The following is a 22539-nucleotide window of genomic DNA, read 5'->3' as shown; positions in this document are numbered from 1 at the left end:
GTCCATGGAGATCCGGACGCTGGGTGCCGCCGACCTGCCGGCGTGTTCCGACTTGGCCGAGTCGCGGTCGTGGCCGCGCGAGCCCGCGAAGTGGCGGCTGCTGCACGAGGTGGGGCAGCTGTTCGGGGTGGATGCCCCTGGTGGCGGGCTCGCGGCGGGCGCGGCGGTGGTGTCGTTCGGGACGGTGGCGTCGATCTCGATGGTGCTGGTCGCGCCCCGGTACGAGCGGCGGGGACTGGGCCGCGCGATCACCGCGCAAGCGCTTGCGGCGGCGGGCGACCGGGTGGTCTGGCTCCACGCGTCGACGTACGGCCGGCCGCTGTACGAGTCGATGGGGTTCACGCTCGACGGTGGGTGCCAGGGGCACGTCGGGACCTTCGCCGACGACGGCGGGCCGGCTGCTTTGCCGGGGTCGTTGGCTTCGGTGTTGCCGTTGGACCTGCGCGCCCAGGGCGTCGACCGGCGGCCGCTGCTGGAGCGGCTGGGGACGCCGTACGTGGTGGACGGCGGCTTCGCGTTCGGGGTGGACATCGGGCACGTGACGGTGATCGGCCCGGTGGTCGCGGAGTCGGAGGACGCGGCCAAGGCGGTGATCCGCGGGGTGGCGAGGTCGGTGCCGGGCGAGGTCCGCGTGGACCCGGACGACCGGTTTCCGTCGTTCACGACGTGGCTTCGGGAACGCGGGCTGCGCCCGGGACCGCCGGCACCTCGCCTGGTCCTGGACGGCCGCCCGCTCCCCGGCGATGCCTCACTCCGCTTCGCTCCGTTAACCCGCGCGCTCGGCTAAGGCGGTCGTGAGTGTTTAGGGCGGTTAGAACCGCCCTAAACACTCACGACGGGGTGGCGCGGACCAGGCCGGACTCGTACGCCACGATCACCAGCTGCGCCCGGTCGCGCGCCGCCAGTTTGTGCAGCAGCCTCCCGATGTGGGTCTTCACCGTCGCGATCCCCAGGTGCAGCCGCGCCGCGATCTCGTCGTTCGACAACCCCCGCGCGATCAGCGCCAGCACCTCCTGCTCGCGCGCCGTCACGCCCTCCAGCCGTTTCACCGGGCCCGTCGGCAGCCGCGCGAACTCCGACACCAGCCGCCGGGTCACCGACGGCGCCAGCAGCGCGTCCCCCGAAGCCACGATCTCGATCGCCGAAAGCAGATCCGCCGGCCGCGTGTCCTTCAGGAGGAACCCGCTCGCACCGGCGCGCAAAGCCGCGTACACGTACTCGTCGAGGTCGAACGTCGTCAGCATCAGCACCCGGACCGCCGACTCCGCGCAGATCCGGCGCGTCGCCTCGATGCCGTCCATCGACGGCATCCGAACGTCCATCAGCACGACGTCCGGCTTCTCGCGCCGCGTCAGCGCGACCGCCTCGACGCCGTCCGATGCCTCGCCGACCACCTCCAGGCCCGGTGCGCTGTCGACCAGCACCCGGAAGCTGCCGCGCAGCAACGCCTGGTCGTCGGCGATCAGGACGCGGGTCACCGGGCCACCGCCGTCTCGTAGGGGAGCCGCGCGAACACGCGGAAACCGTCGCCGGAGGGGCCAGCGGAGAACTCGCCGCCGTAGACGGCCACGCGCTCGCGCATCCCGATCAGGCCGTGGCCCGGGGTCGCGGTGCCGCCGCGGCCGTCGTCGCGGACCTCGATGCTCACCTCGCCGTCGCCGCCCGTGACGCGGATCCGGCACGTCGTCGCGCCCGCGTGCTTGACCACATTGGTCAGTGCCTCCTGCACGATCCGGTACACCGACTGGCCGACGCCGCCCGGCAGCTCGTCGAGACCGTCGACGGCGAGGTCGACGGACGGGCCCGCCTGCTCCGCGCGTTCGGCGAGCGCGCGCAGGTCCTGGAGGGTCGGGGCGGGCGCCAGGGCCGGGACGCCGGTGCCGTCGCGCAGCACGCCCAGCATCCGCCGCAGCTCGGCCAGCGTCTCGCGGCTGGTGTCTTCGATGACGCGCAACGCTTCCCGCGCTTCGGCGGGCTGTTCGAGCGCGACGTGGTTGCCGACCGCCGCCTTCACCGCGATCAGGCTCATGCTGTGCGCGACGACGTCGTGCATCTCGCGGGCGATCCGCAGCCGTTCCGCGGAAACCGCTTCCCGCGCGTGGTTTTCCCGTTCGGCGGCGGCGTACTCGCGGCGGCCGTGGACGGCGATGCCGAGCGCGAACCCGACGATCAGCGCCGACGCCCCGAAGTTCACGGTGGTGACGGTGCTCGGGTTCGGCACCGCGACCCCGAACAGGCCGATCGCGAGCAGCCCGGCCGCGAACCCGACCCGCGAAGCGCGGCTGCCCCGGCACACGACGAAGGTGTAGAGCGCGCACCCGGCCGACACGACGGCGATCGCGAGCACGGGCCCGCCGATCGGCACGGCCGCCGCGGTCAGCGCCAGCGCCAGGACGTAGGCGGGCCGCGGCCACCAGCGCCGCAGCAGGATGGGGGTGACGCTCGCCAGCATGATGGTCCAGCCGAGCCACGCGGGCAGCCACGGCGGCAGCGCCCACGCGCCGGCGGCGAGGTTGCCGCCGGCCCCGATCGCCAGCACCAGGACCGCCAGCACGTCCAGCACCACGCGGATTCGCATGCACCGAACGTAATGCGGACTCCGGCGCCGCGCGTCAACCCTGGGTCGGACGCTCCGCGTAGTGCTTCTTCACGGCCTCGGCGTGCTCGGGCGTCCAGTCCGGCAGGTCGACGTCGTGCGTGGCGGCGAACAGCTTGTCGAGCTGCTCGTGCCGCCTGGCCAGCTCCGCGACGACGTCGCCGGGCGCGGGCTCGGTGAACTCGACGCGGGTGCCTTCGAGGGGATCCTGCAGCACGTGCCAGCCGGGTTCGTCGGGGAGCAGCGCCCGGACCTCGTCCACCGGCTTCCACACGAGGTCGCGGCGGAAGCGGATCGTGCCGTCCGGCAGGACTTCGCCGAAGCCGAGCCCGAATTCCTCCACATAGGACGCCATCCGGCCGTGCCACTCCTTCGGCTGCTCGAAGTCGCGGCCGGACAGGCGCGCGTCGAGGGCGTCGAGGCAGACGTCCCAGCCGCTCGCGGTGCGGCCCGCGGCGAGCTTCGCGATCGCCGGTTCGCCGCGGCCGAACGTGTGGGTGAACTCCAGGAGACTGCCGTCGCCGTCGGGGGAGATCAGCCAGCGCAGGGTGTCGTCGTTCCAGACGAACGTGAACTCGCGCGGCGGGTCGGCGGTGACGACGTGCCCGGTCGTCGACGTGTCCTGGCCGGGGAAGGTGAACCGGATGGCGCCGCCGTCGCGCAGCTCGACGTCCACCTTCGCCGGGAACCAGTGCGCGAGCTCGTCCGGGTCCGTGATGGCGTGCCAGACCTTCTCGGGCGCGTGCTTCAGACGGCGTTCCAGCCGCAGGACAGGGCGGTCATCGACGGTCAGCAGCTTCGCGGGCATGCCTGTATATAACCACTGAGGCATATAAGGGTCAAGCGCCGCGGACGGCGCTGACCGCGGCGGCGAGCTCCGGGTCGCTCGCGGCCTTGTCGAGCGAGGTCCGCAGCACCGAGCAGTACGTCGGCTCGGTCTCGGCGTAGCGCTTGCGGCCGGCGTCGGTGATCACCGAGTAGACGCCGCGGCGGTCGTCTTCGCACAGATCGCGGATGGTCAGGCCGGCGTCCTCGAGGCGGGCGCACATCCGGCTGACCGAGCTCTGGTTGAGCCCGATCGCCTCGGCGAGCTCCTGCATCCGCAGGCCGCCGCGCGGGCCCGCGACCAGCTTGCCGAGCGCGCGGTACTCGGACAGGCCGAGCCCGTGCCTTCGTTGCAGGGCTTTCCCCAGGTCCTGCTCGATGCGGGCGTGCAGCACGAGCATGCGTCCCCAGGACTGTTCGTCGACGGTCATCTCCCGCCCTCCTCTTGACAGCCAGCATAGTCCAGGGACAGTCTTTATATGTACATGCAAATAACTGAGGGGATCCTGAGATGACGCGGAGCTTTCTCTTCCTGGTCGGCGCGGCGCGGGCCGGCGGGAACACGGAGATGCTGGCCCGGCGGGCGGCGAGGGAGCTGCCTCGCGACGCCGAACAGCGGTGGCTCCGGCTGCCCGAGCTGCCGCTGCCGCCGTTCGAAGACCGCCGCCACGGCGCCGGCGAGCACCCGGCGCCGGGGGAGAACGAGCAGCTGCTGATGGACGCGACGTTCGCCGCGACCGACATCGTCGTCGTGTCGCCGGTGTACTGGTACTCGGTCGCGGCGAGCGTGAAGCTCTACCTGGACTACTGGTCGGGCTGGATGCGGCTGCCGGTCGACTTCAAGCCGAAGATGCGCGGCAAGTCGCTGTGGGGCGTGAGCGTCCTGAGCGAGACGGCGCGCGAGGCCCAGCCGCTGATCGGCACGCTCGAGCTGTGCGCGGAGTACCTGGGCATGAACTGGGGCGGCGTGCTCCTGGGGAACGGCAGCCGCCCCGGCGACGTGCTCCTGGACGCCGACGCGATGTCCGCGGCGGCGACCTTCTTCACCGGCGCGGACCTGGTGACCGCCTAGGTCAGGACGTCCGTCGCGATCAGGTGCAGGCCGCGGACGAGGTCGGCGCCCGACGGCGCGCGGTCCGGGTCGATCAGCCACTGCAGCATCACGCCCGAGAGCAGGGCCTGGTGCACGGTGCCGACGGCCCGGGCCTCGTCGCCGTCGTCGTCGAGGCCCTGGAAGAGGTTGGCCAGCCCGAAGCGGGCCAGCTCCAGGGCGTCGGCCAGCTGCGCGCGCACTTCGGGGTCGAGGTCCGGCTGCGAGTACGCCTCCATGCTCACCGCCCACATCCGGCGGTGCTCGTCGAACGACTCGATGACCCGCCGCCAGATCAGCTCGAACCGTTCGGCCGGTGCCGTGCCCGCCGGTGTCTCGACCTGCAGCACCTTGGCCAGCGTCTCGCCCCACTCCTCGTTCGCCTCGATCAGCGCGGTGTTGAGCAGTGCTTCCCGTGAACCGAAGTGGTAGCCGATGGCGGCCATGCTCACGTTCGCCGCCGAGGCCAGGTCCCGCACGGTCGTGCGGGCGTAGCCCTTCTCGTTCAGGCAGCGCTTCGCGCCGGCCAGCAGTGCTTCCTTGTTGCCCATGTCCAGAGCCTAGCACGATCGCCTTAGACGATCGTCTTGCGCGATCGCCCAAATCGCGGTTATGGTTCTCGGCATGACGAATCGACGAGTCCTCATCTCCGGCGCCGGCGTCGCCGGTCCCGCCCTCGCCTTCTGGCTCCACCGCCACGGCTGCACGCCGACGGTCGTCGAACGCGCCCCCGAACTGCGCGACGGCGGCTACGCGGTCGACTTCCGCGGCGCGTCCCTGCGGGTCCTCGACCGGATGGGCCTGCTGGAGCAGGTCGAAGCGGCCGCGACCCGGATGGGCGAAGTGACCTATGTGGACAGTGAAGACCGGCCGCTGGTCGTCACGCCCCCGACGTTCCAGAGCGGCGAGCTGGAGATCATGCGCGGCGACCTGTCGCGGATCCTCCACGAAGCCACGATGGACGACGTCGAGTACGTCTTCGGCGACGCGATCACCGGCGTCCTCGACCGCGACGACGGCGTCACGGTCACCTTCGAACACGGCGCTCCGCGCGAGTTCGACCTGGTCATCGGGGCCGACGGGCTGCACTCCACCGTGCGCTCACTGGTCTTCGGCGACGAGTCCTGGTACCGCCGCGACCTCGGCTACCACGTCTCGATCTTCACCGTGCCGAACCACCTCGGCCTCGACCACGCCGGCCGGTTCTACAACGAGCCGAACCGCACCGTCGGCGTCTACAGCGCGCGGGACAACGCGGAGGCGAAGGCGCTGTTCTGGTTCGGCTCGCCGCCGATCGACTACGACCCCCGCGACGTCGAGCAGCAGCGGCGGATCGTCGAGGAGACGTTCGAGGGTGTCGGCTGGGAGACTTCGACGCTGCTCGAGGCGATGCGCGAAGCGCCGGACTTCTACTTCGACTCGGCCAGCCAGATCGTGCTCGACTCGTACTCCCGCGGCCGCGTCGCGCTGGTCGGCGACGCCGCGTACTGCGCGGCGCCGCTCTCGGGCATGGGGACGAGCCTCGCGATCGTCGGCGCGTACGTGCTGGCGGGCGAGCTCGCGGCCGCGGGCGGCGACCACCGGCGCGCGTTCGGCGCGTACGAAACCGAGATGCGCGGCTTCGCCGAGGTCTGCCAGAAACTGGCCCAGGGCAACGGGAAGTGGTTCGTCCCGCCGACCCGGGGCTGGATCCGGATGCGCAACCTGAACTACAAGCTGCTGCCGTACCTGCCGTGGCGCAAGGTGATCGAGGAGCTGCCGCTCAAGGCGGGCAACGCGATCACGCTCAAGGAGTATGCGACGGCGCGGGCGTGACGCCCCGGCGCTTCGCGATGTCGGCCATGTTCTCCTCGCCCCAGTCGCCCAGCGGCAGCAACGCGGTGTTCAGCCGCTGACCCAGATCGGTCAGCGAGTATTCGACCTTCGGCGGGATCTCGTGGAACACCTCGCGGTGCACGACCTCGTCCGCCTCCAGCTCCCGCAGCGCCTGGATCAGCATCTTCTCGCTGATCCCGGACACCTTCCGCTTCAGCTCGCCGAACCGCAGCGGCTCGGCGTGCAGCGCCCACAGGATCAGGGCCTTCCAGCGGCCGCCCACCACGTCGATCGCCGCGTCCAGTCCGCAGCGGTAGCTTCTCGCCAGCATGCAGGATCCTTACGTTTTGGTGAGTACCTGACTTAATAGTCGGTACTTGTCCATGGTAAAGCGCGCCCGCAGCATGATCGGCATGGGAGAAAGCAAGAAACAGGTGGGTGTGCTCGGCCTGGGGTGGATGGGTGCCGCCCTCGCCGGCGCGTTGCTGGGGGCGGGCCACGACGTCGTGGTGTGGAACCGGTCGCCGCTCAAGGCGGGGCCGCTGCTCGACCGCGGGGCGCGGCTAGCGGCCACGCCGGCGGAGGTGTCCTCGGCGGACGTCGTGCTCAGCTGTCTGTCCACATACGACAGTCAGCAGCCGGTGCTGGCCGCCGCTACGCCGAAGGTGCTGGTCAACCTCACTTCGGGGACGCCCGCGCAGGCTCGCGAGGTGGCTTCGTGGGCTGCGTCGGCGGGCATCGACTACGTGGACGGCGTGATCATGGCGGTGCCGCAGGGCATCGGGACCGCGCAGTCGCGGATCCTCTACTCGGGTTCGCCGTCGGTGTTTTCGGCGCAGCGCGAGGTGTTGTCGGTGCTGGGGAAGCCGGTGTTCCTCGGCGAGGACGCCGGGCTGGCGGCGCTGTACGACCTGGCGCTGCTGGGGATCATGTGGTCGACGATGGCCGGGTACCTGCACGCGCTGGCGCTGGTGGGCACCGAGGGCGTCGAGCCGTCGACGTTCACGCCGATGGCGTTGTCGTGGCACTCGGCGGTCGGCGGGTTCCTGCCGGGAATCGGCGCCCAGGTCGCGAGCGGGAACTACGAGACGGACGTGTCCGCTTTGGACATCAACGCCGCCGGGCTGGGTCTGCTGGTGGAGACCAGCCGTGCGCAGGGGATCGGGTTCTCGGTCCCGGCAGCGGTGCGGGAGCTGTTCGACCGTGCGGTGGCGGCGGGCCACGGGGCGCACGCGATCGCGAGCGTCATCGAGGAGATCCGGTGAAGTATCAAGGGAAGAAGGCTGTCGTCACGGGCGGCACGCACGGCATGGGGCTGGCGGTGGTGCGGGCGTTGCTGGCCGGCGGCGCGGAGGTGCTGGCGACCGGCCGGGACGTGTCGGGGCTGGACCTGCCGGCGCACCTGCTGTCGTCGGACGCTTCCCGCATGGCCGACATCGACGAGCTGGCGTCGGTCGCCGCGGACAAGCTCGGTTCGCTGGACCTGGTGTTCATCAACGTCGGTTTCGCCACTTTGACGCCGTACTCGGAGGCGACGCCGGAGATCTACGACCGCACGTTCGACGTCAACGCGAAGGGCGCGTACTTCACCGCCCAGCGGCTGGCGGGCTTGGTGCGGCCGGGAGGGGCTTTCGTGTTCACGACGTCGGTGGCGGCCGGGGCGGGGATCGCCGGGATGGGCCCGTATTCGGCGGCGAAGGCGGCGGTGCGGTCGTTCGCGCTGACGTACGCGGCCGAGCTGGCCCCGCGCGGGATCCGGGTGAACGTGGTCAGCCCGGGGTACACGGACACCCCGACGATGGGGGTGACGGGAGTGCCCGCCTCGGTGCTGGCGGAGTTCAAGGCGGCGGGCGACGAGATCACCCCGCTCAAGAGGCACGCCACGCCGGAAGAAGTCGCGGCGGCGGTGCTGTTCCTGGCGTTCGAGGCGACGTTCACGACGGGAGCGGACCTGCCGGTCGACGGCGGCCTGGGCCAGCGGCTCACCCTGCCCGCGTAAGTCCGTGAATGGCCCATTGACGGAAGTCAGGTCCCTCGATGGGCCATTCACGGCTTTCCGGTGAGGTGGATGGCCAGGCCCGTCGCGCCGGGCGCGCGATCCGGGCGCAGGACCAGGTCGTCGTCGTAGTCGCCGCCGTTCTGCGGGCGGAACGGGATCGGCTCCGCCGTCTCCAGCGTGCGCAGGCGCTCGCGCAGGAGCTGCCGGGCGTCGGCGAAGTGCTCGGCCGAGACGCGGTCGGCGCCGAAGACCGGGACCGGCTCCAGGACCGACATCCCCGCGTAGAACAGCGTCCCGTGGTGCAGCGGGAAGAGGACCTCGTCCAGCGCGCCGTTCACCCCGCGCGGGCCCATGGCGGGCTCGCGGGCGCCCGCGGTGAGCACCACCATCGCGCGCTTGCCCGCGAGCCGGCCCTCGCCGTAGCGCAGCGTGCGGCCGTCTTCCGCCCGGACGCCGTAGCCGAAGCCCTTCACGAACACGCGGTCGAACCAGCCCTTGAGGATCGCGGGCAGGCCGTACCACCACAACGGGAACTGCACGACGACCGCGTCCGCCCAGTCGAGTTTTTCCTGTTCGGCCACGATGTCCGGGCTCAGCTCGCCCCGGGCGTGCGCGCGGGCCGACGTCGCCCCGACGACCAGCCGCTCGTCGCCCGCCTCGGCACCGAAGTCGGCGGCGTCGACCACCGGGTTCCACTTCATCGCGTACAGGTCCGACTCCCGGACGGCGTGACCGAGCTCGCGCAGCGTCCGGAGCCCGTCGTCACGGAGGGCCCCGCTCAGCGAGCGCGGCTCGGGATGCGCGAAGACCCACAAAACGTTCATGACCTCGATGGTCACGCGGACCGCGGCCCTGATCGAGTGGCCTGATGGACAACATGTGCAAGAATCGAGCCATGGCCGCCTTTGCCCACCCGGATCGTCACCACGTCGCCGTGCTGGTCAGGCACGGCATGCTCGTGATGGAGCTCGGCATCGTCCACCGCCTCTTCGGGCAGGCGCGCTCGGCGTCGGGCGAACCGCTGTACGAGGTCGTGACCTGCACCCTCGAACCCGGCCCGGTCCGCACCGACTCCGACTTCACCATCCCGGTCGACCGCGGTCCCGAGGTCCTGGCCGAGGCCGACACCGTGATCGTCCCGGCGTCGCTGGCCGAGTACGAGCCGATGGCGCGCGTGCTGAACCCGCCCCTCGCGGCCGCGCTGGAGCGGATCCCGGGGGACGCGCGGATCGCGTCGATCTGCACGGGCGCGTTCGTGCTCGCCGCGGCCGGACTCCTCGACGGCCGCCGCGCGACGACCCACTGGCGCTCCGCCGACGAGCTCCAGAGCCGGTTCCCGGAGGTCCGGGTCGACCCGTGCGTGCTCTACACCGAGGACGGCAACGTCCTGACGTCCGCGGGCGTCGCGTCGGGGATCGACCTGGTGCTGCACATGATCCGCCGCGACCACGGCGCGGCCGTCGCCAACGACGTCGCCCGCGGCACGGTGGTCTCCCCGCACCGCGAAGGCGGCCAGGCCCAGTTCGTCCGGCGGCCGGTGCCCGAGCCCCGCACGTCGTCGACGAAGGCGGCGAGGGCGTGGGCGCTGGAGAACCTGCACCGCCCGCTCACCCTGCGCGAGCTCGCCGCCCGCGAGGCGATGAGCACCCGGACGTTCACCCGCCGCTTCCGCGACGAGGTCGGCATCTCGGCCCTGCAATGGCTGACGCAGCAACGGATCGAGCGCGCCCGCCAGCTGCTGGAGGAGTCGGACATGCCGGTCGACCGCGTCGCCACCGAGGCCGGGTTCGGCACGGCGGCCTCGCTGCGCCAGCACTTCCAGGTCGCACTCGGCGTGTCGCCGAGCGCGTACCGCACGACGTTCCGCGGCGAACTCGCGACGCAGGCGAGCTGAATTTTCGTAGCCTGGGGCGATGAACTGGTACGTCGGCCACAGCCGCTTCTCCGACCCGGGCGCGCAGTCGTCGTGGCTCGACGGTGTTCCGCACGACCTCGCGGCTCTGCGCCGGGCGGCGTCCGGGCTGGTGTTCCACTACTGGGCCCAGGGCGACATCACGCGGCACGGCTTCCCGGCTTCGCGCGGCGAGGAGATCAACCTGCGGTACGCGTCGGACATGTTCGCGCGCCCGCGCGAACTCGACCCGGCTCCGCCCGGTGCGCCGCGTTCGCCGGTGCACCGGATCGTCGGCTGCTGCCGCGACTTCACGTTGCTGTTCGTCTCGATGGCCCGCCACCACGGCATCCCGGCGCGCGCCAGGGTCGGCTTCGCGAGCTACCTGATGCCGGGCTGGTACCTCGACCACGTCGTCGCGGAGGTGTGGTCCCCCGACGGCTGGCGCCTGGTCGAACCCCAGCTGCCGGACGACTTCGGCGAGTTCGACCTCCTGGACGTCCCTCGCGACCGGTTCCTGGTCGGCGCGGACGCCTGGGCCGCGGCCCGCTCGGGCGACATCGAGCCGGCCCGGCTCGTGGTCTCGCCGGACCTGGACGCGCCGTTCCTGCGCGGCCTGCCGTACGCGCGGCACAACCTCGTGCTCGACCTCGCCGCGCTGAACAAGCACGAGATGGTCCTGTGGGACCTCTGGGGCGACCTCGGCGACGACGCCGTGCTCGCCCCGGACGCCGTCGCCCGCGCGGACGAGCTGGCCGAAGTGATGGCCGAGGCGGACCTCGGGCACCTGCGCGTGCTGTTCGAGGCCGAGGACGTGCGGGTGCCGCCGGTGATCCGCTCGGTCACCCCGCCGGGACGGCATCCGGTCGAGGTAGTGCTTCGCTGACCTCGACGGCGGTCCGCACGAACCGCGCGATCCGCAGGTCTCGCGCGCCCGCCGGCCAGGCGAGGGCGAGCGAGTACGGCGTCGCGTCGACGACCGGCCGGTAGACGATGTCGGTTCGCGGGTGCCCTTCGGCGAACGACGCCGGCAGCAGCGCGATCGCCTGCCCGAGCGCGACCGTTTCCAGCAGCTGGGCGCTGTCGTGCACCACCGGCCCCGGCGTGACAGGGCCGCCGATCACGTCCCGGCCCGACCAGTAGGCCCGGTCCGCGACCGACGCGCCCGGCCAGAACGGCGTCGCCCGCCCGGTGAAGTCCGCGCAGGTCAAGGAGGACCGGCCGGCCAGCTCGTGCCGCGCCGGGAGCGCGGCGACCCGAGGCTCGGTGAAGAGCACCTCGACGTCCAGATCACCGTGGTCGCCCGGGCAGCCGAGCAAGGCCACGTCGGCCTGGCCGTCACGCAGCAAGCCCGTCTGCTCGCCGAACCCGCTGATCCGGATCTCGACCGGGTCCGGATGCCGGTCGGCGATCCGCCGCAGCAGTTCGGTGGCCACCCCGGGTTTCGCGGTGACGACGAGCGCCGCCGGCTGCTGCGCGGCCCGGCGGGTGAGCCGGACCGCGGTGGTGACCGCGTCCAGTGCCTTCGCCGACTCCGCGAGCAGGACCTTCCCGGCCGGTGTCAGGGCGACGTGCCGGCTGGTGCGCTCGAAGAGCTGGACGCCCAACCGCCGCTCCAGCAACCGGATCGCGCGTGACAGCGGCGGCTGCGCCATCCCGAGCCGCTCGGCGGCGCGGGAGAAGTTCAACTCCTCGGCGACCGCGCGGAAGTACCGCAGCTCACGGACCTCGACGTCGTCCATACCGTGAGGGTATCGCGGCAGAGTCCATCGGTCTTTCCCTTTCTGTCGTGCGAGTGGTGGACTTGGTGTCGAGAATTCCACAAAGGACGGACAGTGATGACGGAAACCCAGCGGAACAAGGAAGTGGTCCTCGCCTTCCTTCGGACGGCCTTCACCGAGAAGCGCCCGGCGGACGCCTTCGCCGCGTACGTCGGCGACGACTACGTCCAGCACAACCCGCACGCCCCGGCCGGCGCCGACGCCTCGGCCGAGTACCTGGCGGGCTTCGTGGTCCGGTTCCCGGAGCTGAGCCTGGAGGTGCGCCGGGTCGTGGCCGAGGACGACCTCGTGTGCACGCACAGCCTCATGCGGCTGACACCCGGGTCGCGAGGGAGCGCGATCGCGGACGTCATGCGGGTGCGGGACGGGCGGATCGTCGAGCACTGGGACGTGGTGCAGGAGGTCCCGGAGTCGACGGCCGGCGGGAATCCGATGGTTTAGGCCGCGCTGCACCGAGGTGGTGCCGGGGCGCACGGCGGTGCCGCCGCGGATCGGGCGCTACGGCGCGATGCCGTGGAGCGTCGCCCGCACCACCGAGTCCACCGTGGGCGGGTCGAGGGGGCCCGTGTGCGGGAAGACCACCGCCAGCACCGAGGCGTGGCAGTAGCCGACCAGCATGGCCGCGGCCGCATCCACTTCGGACTCCGGGTGCAGCCTGCCCAGCGCGCGCTCCTCCTTGAGGTAGGCCAGCAGGCGGTCGCGCCAGTAGCCGGATCGCTCACTGATCTCCGCGAACCGCTCCAGCACCCTCGGCTGCCCGACCAAGCCGCTGAACGCCGGCACGATCACCTTGTGCAGGGCGAGGCCGAACTCCAGGTGGCGGTGGAGGTTCCCCTCCAGGGTGCCTTCCCCGGCCACCGGCAGGTCGCCCAGCTCCGCTTCCGTCGTGCGCACGTGCTCCAGCAAGGCCCGGGCCACCAGCTCCTCCTTGTCGGAGAAGTGGTTGTAGAGCACGCCGTCGGCGACGCCGGCCATGCGCGCGATCTCGCGCACGGTCATCCCGGTCGTCCCGTGCGTGGCGATCATCTTCTGGGCGGTTTCGACCAGCAGGTCGTGCAGGGACTGGCCGTCCCGCTGAGCCGCGGCTTTCCTCGGTGACATCACCGCCATCGTAGATCCAGCGCCTACGACCTCCTTCCCGTGACCAGCCACGCCGTCCCGCGCAGGCGGACCGCGTCCGGACCGGCGAACGGCTCCAGTGCCGCCGTCAGGGCTTCCTTCGCCTTGGTGGCGGTCGCGTCGTCGACCATGCCCAGGTGGTGGCGGACCGGACCCCAGTCACCGATGAACCGCGCCGCGTCCGGGACGTCGCGGCCCCAGACCTGGTCGGCTTCGACGCGGGTGCACGCCACGTCCTCGAAGCCGGCTTCGGTCAGGACCGCCGTCGTCCGCTCCGGGTTCGCGAACGACGTCGGGCCGCTGCCGTCCGGACCCGTGGGCTGGGGCAGGTACTCCGCCAGCGCCCCGAACACCCGGCCGAGGTCGGTGCCGGAGAGCGCCGTCATGCACAGGAACGCGAGCCGGCCGCCGCGGCTCAGGGCGCGCCGGACGTTGGCGAACGCCGCCACCGGGTCGGCGAAGAACATCACCCCGAACCGGCTGACCGCCAGGTCGAACCCGCCTTCGGCGAACGGGTACACCTGGACGTCGCCCTGCTCGAAGGTCACGTTCGGGACCCCCGCCGCCCGCGCCCGCGCGGTCGCGAGCATCGGCCCGGACAGGTCGACTCCGGTCGCGGACCGGGCCCGCGCCGCCGCGAGCCGGGTCAGCCGGCCGTTGCCGCAGCCGATGTCGAGCACCCGGTCGTCCGGGCCCACCCGGTCGAGCACGTAATCGTTGAACCCGTTGTTCACGGCGTCGTAGCGCTCGGCGTGCGAAGCCCAGTGCTCCCCTTCGTACCCGTTCCACGCCTCGGCCTGCGCGGTGTTGACGATCCCCGTCATCCCCATCTCCCTCGTTGTGAACACTCGTTCATGAACACACGTTCATAGTCGCGGAGACCGCCGCGCCTGTCAAGGCATCGGCCACCCCGCCGCCGGATGTCGGCCAGGTGGCAGATCTTCCGCCCGGGCGATCGCGCCAGACTTCCCCTCAGCGAGGAAAACCGCCTCCGACCAGCACAAAGGAGCTAGAAATGGCCGACGTCATCGCCAACATGTCCATGTCCCTCGACGGCTTCGTCGCCGACCCGCAGGACCGCATCGATCACCTGTTCGGGTGGTTCGGCAACGGCGACGTCGAGGTGCCCACCGCCGTCGAATGGGCGACCTTCAAGACCTCCGAGGCCAGCGCGAAGATGCTGCGCGACGCCATGGACAACGTCGGCGCGCTGATCGCCGGCCGCCACCTGTTCGACATCACCCAGGGCTGGGGCGGCACGCACCCGATGGGCGTGCCGGTCTTCGTCGTCACCCACGAGGCACCGGCGGACTGGCCGCACCCGGACGCGCCGTTCACCTTCGTCACCGACGGCGTCGAAGGCGCCGTCGAACAGGCCAAGAAGGTCGCCGGCGACAAGAACGTCGCCGTCGCCAGCACCAAGATCGCGCAGCAGTGCCTCAACCTCGGCCTGCTCGACGGCATCCAGGTCGACCTCGTCCCGGTGCTGCTCGGCTCGGGCGTCCGGTTCTTCGAGCAGCTCGAGGGCACCACCACGCTGACCGGCCCCGAGGTCGTCGAGGGGACCGGCGTCACACACCTCTCCTACCGGATCAAGCGCTGAGCAGTGCGACGTGCAGCGCGGCGAGCCGGGCGGGGTCGGCGATCACCTCGTACGCCGCCACCCGCTCGCCCTCGACCGTCACCGCGAGGACGAGCAGCAGCCGGCCGCGCGGGGCCACGACGACACCGACCGCGCCGTCCACGAGGGCCGCTTCGGCGAAGTGAGCCCGTTTCCCGAACACCTGCGTCTCCTCGGCCACGGCGCGGGCCCCGCGCGTCTCGAGGGCCGCCCCGGCCGGCAACGCGGCCGCGTCGGCGCGGCGGACGACGTCGGGGGCCAGCACGTCCAGGAGCTCCTCGAGGTCACCGCCGCGGGCCGCGGCCAGGAACGCGTCGACCACCCGGCGGTGCCGCGTCAGGTCGGCCGGGGGCAGCGGGGACGTGCCGCGAACCCGCCGCCGCGCACGGCTCGCGAGCTTCTTCGCCGCCACCGGGGTGCGGTCCAGCACCGGGGCGATCCGCTCGAACGGCACGGCGAACAGGTCGTGCAGCACGAACGCGATCCGCTCGGCCGGCCCGAGCGCGTCCAGCACCACGAGCAGCGCGCGGCCCACCGAGTCGGCCAGCTCGGCCTCGCCGGCCGGATCGGCGTCGGCCGCGGGCTCCGGCACCACGTCGAAGGGGTCTTCGCGACGGGCCTTCCGCGAGCGCAGGACGTCGAGGCAGACGCGGGAGACGACCGTCGTCAGCCAGGCCGCGAGGTTGTCCACGGAGTCCACGCGGTTCAGCCGCAGCCAGGCCTCCTGGACGGCGTCGTCGGCCTCGGCCGCCGAGCCGAGCATCCGGAAGGCCAGCCCGCGCAGCCTGGCGCGCTCCGCCTCGAACTCCCCGGCCAGCTCGTCCATCGGTCACCTTTCGCCCGCACCCACCGTCGCACTCACGACGAATCCGTGCGACCAGAGGTGACCGATGAGCTTGCTGACCCCTGCCGACCTGGGCGGATGGCGCCTGCCGAACCGCGTGGTGCTGGCGCCGACGACTCGCGCGCGTGTTCCCGGCGGCGTGCCCGGGCAACCACAGTCCGCCTACTACGCGGAGCGTGCCGGCGCCGGGCTGATCGTCACCGAAGGCGCCTGGGTGAGTGAGCGGGCTGTGGGATTCCCGGACGTCCCGGGGGTGTACGCCGAGGAACACGTCGCCGGGTGGCGGCCGGTCACCGACCTCGTGCACGCCCTCGGCGGGCGGATCGTGGTGCAGCTGTGGCACACCGGCGCGGTGTCGCACCCGGACTTCCTCGGCGCCCGGCCGGCCGGACCGTCGGCGGTGAACCCCGGAGAGACCGTGCACACCGCCTCGGGACGGCGTCCGACCGTGACGCCGCGCGAGATGAGCGTGGCCGAGATCCGGGCCGTCGTCGCGGACTACGGCGCTGCCGCCGAGAACGCGCGGCGCGCGGGCTTCGACGGGGTCGAGGTGGCGGCCAACGGCGTGTACCTGCTCGCGCAGTTCCTGCACCCGCGGACGAACCACCGCACCGACGCGTACGGGCGTTGCCGGCGGAAGCTGCTGCTGGAGGTCGTCGATGCCGTGAGTGCCTCCGGGATCGCTGTCGGGGTAAGGCTTTCGCCGTGGTGGACCGGCGGACTGTTCACAGTGGACGAATCGCTGCGCGCCGAGTACGACGAGCTGGTCGCCGGACTCGACGTGACCTACCTGCACCTCCGTGGTCCGGACGCGGGACCGGACTTCGCCGGTTTCGCGCGGTATCGCAATCTGTTCGGCGGCTCGCTCATCGTGAACAACGGCTTCGACCGCGACTCCGGGGACGCCGTGATCGAGGCCGGGATCGCCGACGCGGTGTCGTACTCCCGCCACTTCGTCGCCAACCCGGACCTCGTGACGCGGTTCGCGCTCGGCCTGCCTCTGGACACCGCCGATCCGTCGACGTACTACGGAGTCACGGTGTCCTGACGGCTATTCCGGGCTCCACACCGCCAGCTCGCTGCCGCCGGGTTCGCGGAAGTGGAAGCGCCGGCCGCCGGGGAAGGCGAACGGTTCCTTCGTCACCTCCCCGCCGGCCGCTTCGACCGCGGCGCGGGCCGCCGCCAGGTCGTCCGTGCGGATCGTGACCAGCGGCGCGCGGGGCTGCTCGGCCGCGTCGGCCTGGAAGCCGAAGGTGAGGCCGGGTGCGCGGACGTCGGTGTACGACGGCCCGTACGGCGTCACGTCCCAGCCGAAGGCGCGCGCGAAGAACTCGCCGGACGCGGTGGCCGACGTGGACGGGAACTCGGCGAAGTCGACTTCGTACATGTCCCCGAAGCTAGCGGCGACCACCGACAAAAACGCTAGCCTGGGCGCCATGGATCTCGACGACGTGGTCGTGCGCCTGTGCGCGGAAGGCATGCAGGCCGAGGCGGCGGGCCGGAGCGAGGACGCGCACGCGCTGTTCCGGCAGGCGTGGGACGCGGCGACCGATGACTACGGCGCCTGCGTGGCGGCGCACTACCTCGCCCGGCACCAGACGGCCCCCGAGGACGTCCTGCGCTGGAACCAGGAGTGCCTGGAGCGCGCCGACCGCGTGGGCGACGAGCGGGTCCGCGGGTTCTACCCGTCACTGCACCTGAACCTGGCCCGCGCGCACGAAGAGCTCGGGGACGGCGACCGCGCGCAGGAGCACTACCGGCAGGCGGCCGGGCGTCTCGAAGACGCTCCGGCCGGGCCGTACCGGGACGGGATGCGGTTCACGATCGCGGCCGCGCTGCGGACGAACGGCGGCGGGAGCACCGCGCTGACCGAGCTGCTCGGCAAGCTGTGCGAGCGCAAGGACTTCCGGGCGCTCGGGGTGTTGCTTCCGCCCTATCTCGGTGATCTCGGCACCGCGGACGACCGGACGGCGTTGCTGACGGCGGTGCAGATGGTGCGGCTGGGCCAGTCGCTGCCGGAGGAGGACGCCGTGCTGCTGACCCGGGCGATGGGTGAGCTGACTCAGGCCGGGCGGCCCGCGCCCGCGTAGTCGTCGCCCTTCGAGTGGTACGTGTGGATCTGGATCGCCTGGCCTTCGGTCGGGGCGTTGATCATCAGGCCGTTGCCCAGGTACAGCCCCACGTGGTGGATGCGCGTCGCCGGGCTGCCGTAGAACACCAGGTCGCCCAGGCGGGGCTCCTGCGAAGCCGGGACCGGCGGGAGCGCCCGGAACTGGCTGTCCGCCGTCCGCGGCAGGGGCACGCCCGCACTGTCGTACGACGCCTTCGTCAGGCCCGAGCAGTCGAAGCCCGCCGCACCCGCGTCGGGGCCGTTGCCGCCCCAGACGTACGGGAGGCCGAGCTGGCCCAGGGCGAAGCGGGTCGCGCGGACCCGGGCCGAATCGGCCGCGGCCGGGTCCAGGGAGAGCGTCGCGTACAGCTGGGCCATGCCGAGGACGCGCTGGCGGAACAGCTCCGTGTCGCTGCCCGGGTGGTACGCCGCGATCGCCTTCCACCAGCCCGGGCCGGCACCGAGGTCCGTGCCGCCCGCGCACAGGGCGCGCCCGGCCGCGACCGGCGCGTCGGTGCCGTACTTCTTGGCCTGCGCCGCGGTCAGCCCCAGGAGGTTCCCGTCGCCGCGGCCGTGGTTCGACGCCGCCGAGCCGACGCCCGCCAGCGTGACCCACGAGAGGTGGCACGACGGGTCTTCACTCCGCAGTGTCAGCTCGCCGTTCGCGTAGCCGATCAGGGCGTCGGCCGGGATGTCGAGCGGCCCGGCCAGCTGGTCGGCCCACTGCTGCAGCGGGCTCTTGCCGCCCTGGCCGGACGCGCCCTGGCCCGGCTCCTGCGCCTTCACGGGCGCGCTGACCTCGAGGACCGACGGGCCGGACGCCGCGCCCTCGGCCACCGGCAGCGGCAGCGGGGCGGGCGCGGGTTCGGGCGACCGGTCGGCCAGCAGCCAGCCCGCGGCGACCAGGCCCGCGACGAGCGGCAGCGCGACGAGGCCGCGCAGGGCCGCGCCACGAGCCCAGGAGGTCGGCTTCGTCGTCACGGGGTCCAACTTAGAAGAGCGCACCTCTGAGTGAACGAGCGAACGCCTTGCACGTTAGGGGGAGTCCCATATGGTGGACACATGGCAGAGATCGACGCCGCCCGGCTGACCGCGGCGCTCAAGGACCGGTACGCGAAGATCGACGTCGTCGAGCGCACCGGCTCCACCAACGCTGACCTGCGGAAAGCCGTCGAAAACGGCGCCGCGGACCGGACCGTTCTGCTGGCCGAGGAGCAGACCGCGGGGGTCGGCCGCCGGGGCCGGACGTGGAGTTCCCCGAAGGGCGCCGGGCTGTACCTGAGCGTGGCGCTGCGGCCGGGCGTCCCGTTCACGGCGCTCGGTTCACTCTCCGTCGTCGCCGCGCTCGCCGTCCGGGCGGTCGCGGCCGGCGACGGGGTCGACGCCGCGCTGAAGTGGCCCAACGACGTCCTCTCCGGCGGCGCCAAGTGCGCCGGGATCCTCGCCGAGGCCGTCGCCGGGGACCCGCCGTCGATCGTGCTCGGCATCGGCCTCAACGTCCTGCCCCTCGGCGACGTCCAGCCGGGCCCGGGCGGGTTGCCCGCGACGTCGCTCGCCGAGCTGGGCGCCACGAACACCGACCGCACCGACGTCGCGATCGCGCTGCTCACCGAGTTCGACGAGCTGGAGAAACGCTGGCGGCTCGCGGGCGGCGACCTGACCGAGGCCGGCCTGCTGGGCGAGTACCGCGCCCACTGCGCGACCCTCGGCCAGGACGTCGAGGTGCAACTGCCGGACGGCACGTCGCTCACCGGCCGCGCGGCCGACATCGACGCCGCCGGGCAGCTCCAGGTCGACACGGCGGGCGGCCGGCGGCACACCGTCTTCGCGGGTGACGTGGTCCACGTCCGCCCGGCCTGATTCTTCGGGGCGTTGCCCTCACCGGCCGGGCGTCTCGCCGGTACGGTGAAGCGACATCGCCGCACCGACCTTGGGAGCGTCCGCCGTGGCTTATCCGGACGATTTGCTCAGCGAGCAAGAGCACGTCGTGGTGCACAGTCACCCCCACTTCAAGATGCTGATCTTCCCGACGCTCGCGCTGCTGGTCACCCTCGGCGCCGGCATCTGGCTCGCGATCCTCGCGAAAGATGCGGGCTCGCCGTGGAACACGGTCGGGCTGATCGCCATCGGCGTGGTGGCCCTGGTGCTGGTGGTGACGCTGTTCCTGGTGCCGTTCGTGCGCTGGCGCACCACCCACTTCATCGTGACCACCGACCGCCTCATCGCGCGCGAGGGCGTGCTGAAGCGCACCGGCATCGACATCCCGATGGGCCGGATCAACAGCGTCCAGTTCGAGCACGACCTGCTGGACCGGGTGTTCGGCTGCGGCACGCTGATCATCGAGTCGGCGTCGGCCGAGCCGCTGCGCTTCGACGACATCCCGCACGTCGAGAAGGTGCACACGGTCATCTACCGCGAGGTCAACGACAACCCGTACGACGACTACCGGCCGGGTACGCCGGGCCCCCAGCAGACCGAGCCGCTGCCGCCCCAGGGCGGGCACCCGCCCCGCGGCGACCGACGCCGCTGATGGGCACGCGCGCACTGGGCCTGCCGGAGCGGGTCCCCTCGGCGGGTGAGCTGCCGGAGCGGGTCACGATCTGGGAGGTCGGCCCGCGGGACGGGCTCCAGAACGAGAAGACGATCGTCCCGGTCGAGGTCAAGCTGGAGTTCCTCGACCGCCTCGCGGGCGCCGGCCTGACGACGCTGGAGGCGACCAGCTTCGTGCACCCCAAGTGGGTGCCGCAGCTGGCCGACGCCGAGCAGCTGCTGGCGGGGCTCGACCGCCGCGAAGGCGTCCGCTACCCGGTGCTGGTGCCGAACGAGAAGGGCCTGAACCGGGCCCTCGACGCGGGTGTCGAGCACATCGCGATCTTCGCCAGCGCGACCGAGACGTTCGCGCAGAAGAACCTCAACTCGTCGCTGGACGAGCAGTTCGCGATGTTCGAGCCGGTCGTGACGCGGGCCCGCGAAGCCGGCCTCGACGTGCGCGGCTACCTCTCCATGTGCTTCGGCGACCCGTGGGAGGGCGCCGTGCCGGCCAAGCAGGTCGCCGACGCCGGGCGCCGCCTGCTGGACATGGGGTGCTCGCAGCTTTCGCTGGGCGACACCATCGGCGTCGCGACGGCGGGCCAGGTCGAGAACCTCGTCGGGCTGTTCGGCGATGTCGGTACTTTGGCCGTGCACTTCCACGACACCTACGGTCAGGCTCTGGCCAACACCCTGGCGGCGCTCCGATGTGGAGTGTCGACAGTGGACTCTTCGGCGGGCGGGCTGGGCGGCTGCCCGTACGCCGAGTCGGCCACGGGGAACCTGGCCACCGAGGACCTGGTGTGGATGCTGGACGGCCTCGGGGTGGCCACCGGCGTCGACCTGGACGTGCTGGTGGCGGCCAGTACCTGGATGGCGGGACAGCTCGGCCGCCCGAGCCCGTCCCGCGTGGTCGCCGCGTTGAGCTGACCTCGGGTGCGCCCGGACGTGCCGGGTGCGGTATCAAGGGGGACCGGCAGCGCCGCGGCCGCGTCGAACAGAGTGCCCACGGGCACCGACCGAGCCGGAGGATGGGTGTGACCGAGCCTTCCGAGGCGGGCTCCGAACCGGTCGAGGCCGACCTCGACACCGGGCCGATCCGGGTGCCCGGGTACGGCCTGACGGATTCGGGCGCCTTCGAAGAGGCGCCGACCCCGCCCTCGGGCAACCCCGCGGCGTGGCCGCACGCGGTGTCGCCGCTGCTCCCGCCGTTCCCGCTGCCCCCGGCACCGCCGGTCCCGCCCGCCCCGCCTGTGCCGGCCGGGCCACCCCCGCCCGTGGCCGGACCGCCGCCGAACCCGGGCTCGCCCGTGCCGCTGCCGGTACTCGGCTCGCCGCGCACCGAGCGCGAAAGCGTTGTCGCGCTGTTCCTGGTGCACATGTTCCCGATCGGGCACCTGCCGGTGGCCATGGACAAGCCGGCGCTGCAGCTGCCGCTGCCCGAGGACCCGGACGGCTTTCCCCCGAACGACCACCCGGACGCCCGGCTGATCTTCGACGACCAGGCGCTCACCAACGTCACCGCCGGGTTCCGCCGGTCGCCGACCGCGCCGCCGCGGCCGGTGCCGCGGCACCTGACCGAGGGCTACGTCCCGTACGCGCGGGCGACGCAGGCCGTGTGGATCCGCCGGTTCGTCGTCGGGCACAGCGAGCTCGGGCCCGAGTACGCGTGGCCGCCGGGCGACCACTACCCGGAGGGCGGCGTCGACACCGGCGAGCCGGTGATGGTCCCGGTCAACACCGTGCTCGACCGCTTCGGCCCGGCGTACGGGCGGGTGTTCTTCGCCGACGGCACGCCGTTCACGGAACGCTCGCTGCCGCCCGGGATGCTGGACGCCGAGTACCGCCGGTACGTCGTGGTGCGGTCGGTGCCGATGTGGCGGACGGAGACCGCGAACTGGTTCGGCCAGGTCGGCGGGGGTACCCGGTTCCGGGCGCTGCTGGCCGCCGACGAACTCGTGACCCTCGGCTACCTCGCCGAGGCGAAGCAGGAAGAGGACTGATGAACACCCAGTCGATCCAGCGCTGGCTCGGTGTGCTGGGCGTGCCGCCGGAGGTCGTCTCGCTCGGCGCCGAGGTCGACAACGCCTGGTGCCTGATGCAGGGCGAGGACGAGGCGTGGGAGGTGTTCTGGCGGGAGCAGGGCAACCGCTACGACTGGGCGCGGTTCACCAGCGAGCAGGTGGCGTGCCACTACCTCTTCGGCCGGCTGGCCTGGGCGCAGGTCGCCCGCGGCGCCGTCGGCCTGCTGCCCGGTTCCTGAAAAGCCGTGAATGGCACATTGAGGGACTCTAAGTCCCTCAATGTGCCATTCACGGC

General features: G+C 72.2%; 29 protein-coding genes. 16 read left to right on the top strand and 13 right to left on the bottom strand.

Going from position 1 to position 22539, the window contains the following annotated elements:
• Positions 1 to 4 precede the first annotated feature (4 nt).
• Positions 5 to 787, top strand: coding sequence for a GNAT family N-acetyltransferase (locus QRX60_RS06555; protein WP_285999903.1), 783 nt, complete (start codon positions 5 to 7; stop codon positions 785 to 787).
• Between the two features lie 43 nt (positions 788 to 830).
• Here the strand turns inward: QRX60_RS06555 and QRX60_RS06550 are convergent, their stop codons facing one another.
• Genes QRX60_RS06550 through QRX60_RS06535 form a run of 4 tightly spaced genes read right to left on the bottom strand, consistent with a single transcriptional unit; the run spans position 831 to position 3852 of the window.
• The gene (locus QRX60_RS06550; protein ID WP_285999902.1) at positions 831 to 1478 is read right to left on the bottom strand and encodes a response regulator; all 648 of its coding nucleotides are present in this window, start codon (positions 1476 to 1478) and stop codon (positions 831 to 833) included.
• Complete coding sequence (locus tag QRX60_RS06545) at positions 1475 to 2578, bottom strand: sensor histidine kinase (protein ID WP_285999901.1); 1104 nt, start codon at positions 2576 to 2578, stop codon at positions 1475 to 1477. The genes QRX60_RS06550 and QRX60_RS06545 overlap by 4 nt, the downstream gene beginning before the upstream one ends.
• Before the next feature lie 34 nt (positions 2579 to 2612).
• Entirely contained in the window at positions 2613 to 3404 is a 792-nt protein-coding gene (locus QRX60_RS06540) for an SRPBCC family protein (protein WP_285999900.1), read from the bottom strand.
• A gap of 31 nt (positions 3405 to 3435) precedes the next feature.
• Positions 3436 to 3852, bottom strand: coding sequence for a MarR family winged helix-turn-helix transcriptional regulator (locus QRX60_RS06535; protein WP_285999899.1), 417 nt, complete (start codon positions 3850 to 3852; stop codon positions 3436 to 3438).
• An 80-nt stretch (positions 3853 to 3932) separates the two neighbouring features.
• Between QRX60_RS06535 and QRX60_RS06530 the strand changes: the two genes are divergently transcribed.
• Positions 3933 to 4493, top strand: coding sequence for a flavodoxin family protein (locus QRX60_RS06530; RefSeq protein WP_285999898.1), 561 nt, complete (start codon positions 3933 to 3935; stop codon positions 4491 to 4493).
• Here QRX60_RS06530 and QRX60_RS06525 read toward each other — a convergent pair.
• Positions 4490 to 5062, bottom strand: coding sequence for a TetR/AcrR family transcriptional regulator (locus QRX60_RS06525; RefSeq protein WP_285999897.1), 573 nt, complete (start codon positions 5060 to 5062; stop codon positions 4490 to 4492). The genes QRX60_RS06530 and QRX60_RS06525 overlap by 4 nt on opposite strands.
• A 73-nt stretch (positions 5063 to 5135) precedes the next feature.
• Here QRX60_RS06525 and QRX60_RS06520 point away from each other — a divergent pair, with 73 nt between their 5' ends.
• Positions 5136 to 6326 carry an FAD-dependent monooxygenase gene (locus tag QRX60_RS06520; protein WP_285999896.1) on the top strand — a complete coding sequence of 397 codons (1191 nt, stop codon included), beginning with the start codon at positions 5136 to 5138 and terminating at the stop codon, positions 6324 to 6326.
• On the opposite strand, the gene QRX60_RS06515 is transcribed toward QRX60_RS06520, so the two are convergent.
• Positions 6298 to 6657, bottom strand: coding sequence for a winged helix-turn-helix transcriptional regulator (locus QRX60_RS06515; RefSeq protein WP_285999895.1), 360 nt, complete (start codon positions 6655 to 6657; stop codon positions 6298 to 6300). The two genes, QRX60_RS06520 and QRX60_RS06515, sit on opposite strands and share 29 nt — an antisense overlap.
• A gap of 82 nt (positions 6658 to 6739) precedes the next feature.
• On the opposite strand from QRX60_RS06515, the gene QRX60_RS06510 reads away from it, so the two are divergent.
• The gene (locus QRX60_RS06510; protein WP_285999894.1) at positions 6740 to 7591 is read left to right on the top strand and encodes an NAD(P)-dependent oxidoreductase; all 852 of its coding nucleotides are present in this window, start codon (positions 6740 to 6742) and stop codon (positions 7589 to 7591) included.
• Complete coding sequence (locus tag QRX60_RS06505) at positions 7588 to 8325, top strand: SDR family oxidoreductase (protein ID WP_285999893.1); 738 nt, start codon at positions 7588 to 7590, stop codon at positions 8323 to 8325. Before QRX60_RS06510 ends, QRX60_RS06505 begins: the two co-directional genes overlap by 4 nt.
• Before the next feature lie 47 nt (positions 8326 to 8372).
• Here the strand turns inward: QRX60_RS06505 and QRX60_RS06500 are convergent, their stop codons facing one another.
• The gene (locus QRX60_RS06500; protein WP_285999892.1) at positions 8373 to 9149 is read right to left on the bottom strand and encodes an NAD(P)H-dependent oxidoreductase; all 777 of its coding nucleotides are present in this window, start codon (positions 9147 to 9149) and stop codon (positions 8373 to 8375) included.
• Positions 9150 to 9220: 71 nt separating this feature from the next.
• Between QRX60_RS06500 and QRX60_RS06495 the strand changes: the two genes are divergently transcribed.
• Positions 9221 to 10219, top strand: a complete 999-nt coding sequence (locus QRX60_RS06495; protein ID WP_285999891.1) for a GlxA family transcriptional regulator — start codon at positions 9221 to 9223, stop codon at positions 10217 to 10219.
• Between the two features lie 19 nt (positions 10220 to 10238).
• Positions 10239 to 11102 carry a transglutaminase-like domain-containing protein gene (locus QRX60_RS06490; protein ID WP_285999890.1) on the top strand — a complete coding sequence of 288 codons (864 nt, stop codon included), beginning with the start codon at positions 10239 to 10241 and terminating at the stop codon, positions 11100 to 11102.
• Here QRX60_RS06490 and QRX60_RS06485 read toward each other — a convergent pair.
• Positions 11059 to 11958, bottom strand: coding sequence for a LysR family transcriptional regulator (locus QRX60_RS06485; RefSeq protein WP_285999889.1), 900 nt, complete (start codon positions 11956 to 11958; stop codon positions 11059 to 11061). The genes QRX60_RS06490 and QRX60_RS06485 overlap by 44 nt on opposite strands.
• A gap of 96 nt (positions 11959 to 12054) precedes the next feature.
• Between QRX60_RS06485 and QRX60_RS06480 the strand changes: the two genes are divergently transcribed.
• A complete protein-coding gene (locus QRX60_RS06480) occupies positions 12055 to 12438 on the top strand; it encodes a nuclear transport factor 2 family protein (protein ID WP_285999888.1) in 384 nt (127 codons plus the stop codon).
• A 57-nt stretch (positions 12439 to 12495) separates the two neighbouring features.
• On the opposite strand, the gene QRX60_RS06475 is transcribed toward QRX60_RS06480, so the two are convergent.
• Both QRX60_RS06475 and QRX60_RS06470 read right to left on the bottom strand, forming a co-directional pair.
• Positions 12496 to 13107, bottom strand: coding sequence for a TetR/AcrR family transcriptional regulator (locus tag QRX60_RS06475; protein ID WP_332845828.1), 612 nt, complete (start codon positions 13105 to 13107; stop codon positions 12496 to 12498).
• A 14-nt stretch (positions 13108 to 13121) separates the two neighbouring features.
• Positions 13122 to 13940, bottom strand: a complete 819-nt coding sequence (locus QRX60_RS06470; protein ID WP_285999886.1) for a class I SAM-dependent methyltransferase — start codon at positions 13938 to 13940, stop codon at positions 13122 to 13124.
• A gap of 191 nt (positions 13941 to 14131) precedes the next feature.
• Between QRX60_RS06470 and QRX60_RS06465 the strand changes: the two genes are divergently transcribed.
• On the top strand, positions 14132 to 14719 hold the full coding sequence (locus QRX60_RS06465) for a dihydrofolate reductase family protein (protein ID WP_285999885.1): 588 nt from the start codon (positions 14132 to 14134) through the stop codon (positions 14717 to 14719).
• On the opposite strand, the gene QRX60_RS06460 is transcribed toward QRX60_RS06465, so the two are convergent.
• A complete protein-coding gene (locus QRX60_RS06460) occupies positions 14709 to 15563 on the bottom strand; it encodes a sigma-70 family RNA polymerase sigma factor (RefSeq protein ID WP_285999884.1) in 855 nt (284 codons plus the stop codon). The genes QRX60_RS06465 and QRX60_RS06460 overlap by 11 nt on opposite strands.
• Before the next feature lie 64 nt (positions 15564 to 15627).
• Between QRX60_RS06460 and QRX60_RS06455 the strand changes: the two genes are divergently transcribed.
• Positions 15628 to 16629, top strand: a complete 1002-nt coding sequence (locus QRX60_RS06455) for an alkene reductase (RefSeq protein WP_285999883.1) — start codon at positions 15628 to 15630, stop codon at positions 16627 to 16629.
• A gap of 3 nt (positions 16630 to 16632) precedes the next feature.
• Here QRX60_RS06455 and QRX60_RS06450 read toward each other — a convergent pair whose 3' ends face one another.
• Positions 16633 to 16968 (bottom strand): VOC family protein, encoded by a 336-nt coding sequence (locus tag QRX60_RS06450; protein ID WP_285999882.1) that lies wholly within the window; start codon positions 16966 to 16968, stop codon positions 16633 to 16635.
• A 49-nt stretch (positions 16969 to 17017) separates the two neighbouring features.
• Between QRX60_RS06450 and QRX60_RS06445 the strand changes: the two genes are divergently transcribed.
• Positions 17018 to 17671, top strand: coding sequence for a hypothetical protein (locus tag QRX60_RS06445; protein ID WP_285999881.1), 654 nt, complete (start codon positions 17018 to 17020; stop codon positions 17669 to 17671).
• Here QRX60_RS06445 and QRX60_RS06440 read toward each other — a convergent pair.
• A complete protein-coding gene (locus tag QRX60_RS06440) occupies positions 17644 to 18672 on the bottom strand; it encodes a C40 family peptidase (protein WP_285999880.1) in 1029 nt (342 codons plus the stop codon). The genes QRX60_RS06445 and QRX60_RS06440 overlap by 28 nt on opposite strands.
• An 81-nt stretch (positions 18673 to 18753) precedes the next feature.
• Here QRX60_RS06440 and QRX60_RS06435 point away from each other — a divergent pair, with 81 nt between their 5' ends.
• The 5 genes from QRX60_RS06435 to QRX60_RS06415 all read left to right on the top strand — a co-directional run bounded on the left by QRX60_RS06435 (position 18754) and on the right by QRX60_RS06415 (position 22483).
• Positions 18754 to 19551 carry a biotin--[acetyl-CoA-carboxylase] ligase gene (locus QRX60_RS06435; protein WP_285999879.1) on the top strand — a complete coding sequence of 266 codons (798 nt, stop codon included), beginning with the start codon at positions 18754 to 18756 and terminating at the stop codon, positions 19549 to 19551.
• 85 nt (positions 19552 to 19636) lie between these two features.
• Positions 19637 to 20221, top strand: a complete 585-nt coding sequence (locus QRX60_RS06430) for a PH domain-containing protein (protein WP_285999878.1) — start codon at positions 19637 to 19639, stop codon at positions 20219 to 20221.
• Positions 20221 to 21150, top strand: a complete 930-nt coding sequence (locus QRX60_RS06425; RefSeq protein ID WP_285999877.1) for a hydroxymethylglutaryl-CoA lyase — start codon at positions 20221 to 20223, stop codon at positions 21148 to 21150. Before QRX60_RS06430 ends, QRX60_RS06425 begins: the two co-directional genes overlap by 1 nt.
• 107 nt (positions 21151 to 21257) lie before the next feature.
• Entirely contained in the window at positions 21258 to 22223 is a 966-nt protein-coding gene (locus QRX60_RS06420) for a TNT domain-containing protein (RefSeq protein ID WP_285999876.1), read from the top strand.
• A complete protein-coding gene (locus QRX60_RS06415) occupies positions 22223 to 22483 on the top strand; it encodes a hypothetical protein (RefSeq protein ID WP_003105220.1) in 261 nt (86 codons plus the stop codon). Before QRX60_RS06420 ends, QRX60_RS06415 begins: the two co-directional genes overlap by 1 nt.
• Positions 22484 to 22539 lie beyond the last annotated feature (56 nt).

Source organism: Amycolatopsis mongoliensis, assembly GCF_030285665.1.
GTDB classification, from domain to species: domain Bacteria; phylum Actinomycetota; class Actinomycetes; order Mycobacteriales; family Pseudonocardiaceae; genus Amycolatopsis; species Amycolatopsis mongoliensis.
This window is presented reverse-complemented; position numbering and strand designations above follow the sequence as displayed.

Coding starts and splice junctions, on each gene's coding strand:
- QRX60_RS06530 (WP_285999898.1), top strand. CDS start 3,933: ATGACGCGGAGCTTTCTCTTCCTGGTCGGCGCGGCGCGGGCCGGCGGG.
- QRX60_RS06465 (WP_285999885.1), top strand. CDS start 14,132: ATGGCCGACGTCATCGCCAACATGTCCATGTCCCTCGACGGCTTCGTC.
- QRX60_RS06540 (WP_285999900.1), bottom strand. CDS start 3,404: ATGCCCGCGAAGCTGCTGACCGTCGATGACCGCCCTGTCCTGCGGCTG.
- QRX60_RS06515 (WP_285999895.1), bottom strand. CDS start 6,657: ATGCTGGCGAGAAGCTACCGCTGCGGACTGGACGCGGCGATCGACGTG.
- QRX60_RS06495 (WP_285999891.1), top strand. CDS start 9,221: ATGGCCGCCTTTGCCCACCCGGATCGTCACCACGTCGCCGTGCTGGTC.
- QRX60_RS06535 (WP_285999899.1), bottom strand. CDS start 3,852: ATGACCGTCGACGAACAGTCCTGGGGACGCATGCTCGTGCTGCACGCC.
- QRX60_RS06520 (WP_285999896.1), top strand. CDS start 5,136: ATGACGAATCGACGAGTCCTCATCTCCGGCGCCGGCGTCGCCGGTCCC.
- QRX60_RS06490 (WP_285999890.1), top strand. CDS start 10,239: ATGAACTGGTACGTCGGCCACAGCCGCTTCTCCGACCCGGGCGCGCAG.
- QRX60_RS06480 (WP_285999888.1), top strand. CDS start 12,055: ATGACGGAAACCCAGCGGAACAAGGAAGTGGTCCTCGCCTTCCTTCGG.
- QRX60_RS06435 (WP_285999879.1), top strand. CDS start 18,754: ATGGCAGAGATCGACGCCGCCCGGCTGACCGCGGCGCTCAAGGACCGG.
- QRX60_RS06485 (WP_285999889.1), bottom strand. CDS start 11,958: ATGGACGACGTCGAGGTCCGTGAGCTGCGGTACTTCCGCGCGGTCGCC.
- QRX60_RS06500 (WP_285999892.1), bottom strand. CDS start 9,149: ATGAACGTTTTGTGGGTCTTCGCGCATCCCGAGCCGCGCTCGCTGAGC.
- QRX60_RS06445 (WP_285999881.1), top strand. CDS start 17,018: ATGGATCTCGACGACGTGGTCGTGCGCCTGTGCGCGGAAGGCATGCAG.
- QRX60_RS06470 (WP_285999886.1), bottom strand. CDS start 13,940: ATGACGGGGATCGTCAACACCGCGCAGGCCGAGGCGTGGAACGGGTAC.
- QRX60_RS06525 (WP_285999897.1), bottom strand. CDS start 5,062: ATGGGCAACAAGGAAGCACTGCTGGCCGGCGCGAAGCGCTGCCTGAAC.
- QRX60_RS06450 (WP_285999882.1), bottom strand. CDS start 16,968: ATGTACGAAGTCGACTTCGCCGAGTTCCCGTCCACGTCGGCCACCGCG.
- QRX60_RS06545 (WP_285999901.1), bottom strand. CDS start 2,578: ATGCGAATCCGCGTGGTGCTGGACGTGCTGGCGGTCCTGGTGCTGGCG.
- QRX60_RS06510 (WP_285999894.1), top strand. CDS start 6,740: ATGGGAGAAAGCAAGAAACAGGTGGGTGTGCTCGGCCTGGGGTGGATG.
- QRX60_RS06425 (WP_285999877.1), top strand. CDS start 20,221: ATGGGCACGCGCGCACTGGGCCTGCCGGAGCGGGTCCCCTCGGCGGGT.
- QRX60_RS06455 (WP_285999883.1), top strand. CDS start 15,628: ATGAGCTTGCTGACCCCTGCCGACCTGGGCGGATGGCGCCTGCCGAAC.
- QRX60_RS06460 (WP_285999884.1), bottom strand. CDS start 15,563: ATGGACGAGCTGGCCGGGGAGTTCGAGGCGGAGCGCGCCAGGCTGCGC.
- QRX60_RS06475 (WP_332845828.1), bottom strand. CDS start 13,107: ATGGCGGTGATGTCACCGAGGAAAGCCGCGGCTCAGCGGGACGGCCAG.
- QRX60_RS06415 (WP_003105220.1), top strand. CDS start 22,223: ATGAACACCCAGTCGATCCAGCGCTGGCTCGGTGTGCTGGGCGTGCCG.
- QRX60_RS06555 (WP_285999903.1), top strand. CDS start 5: ATGGAGATCCGGACGCTGGGTGCCGCCGACCTGCCGGCGTGTTCCGAC.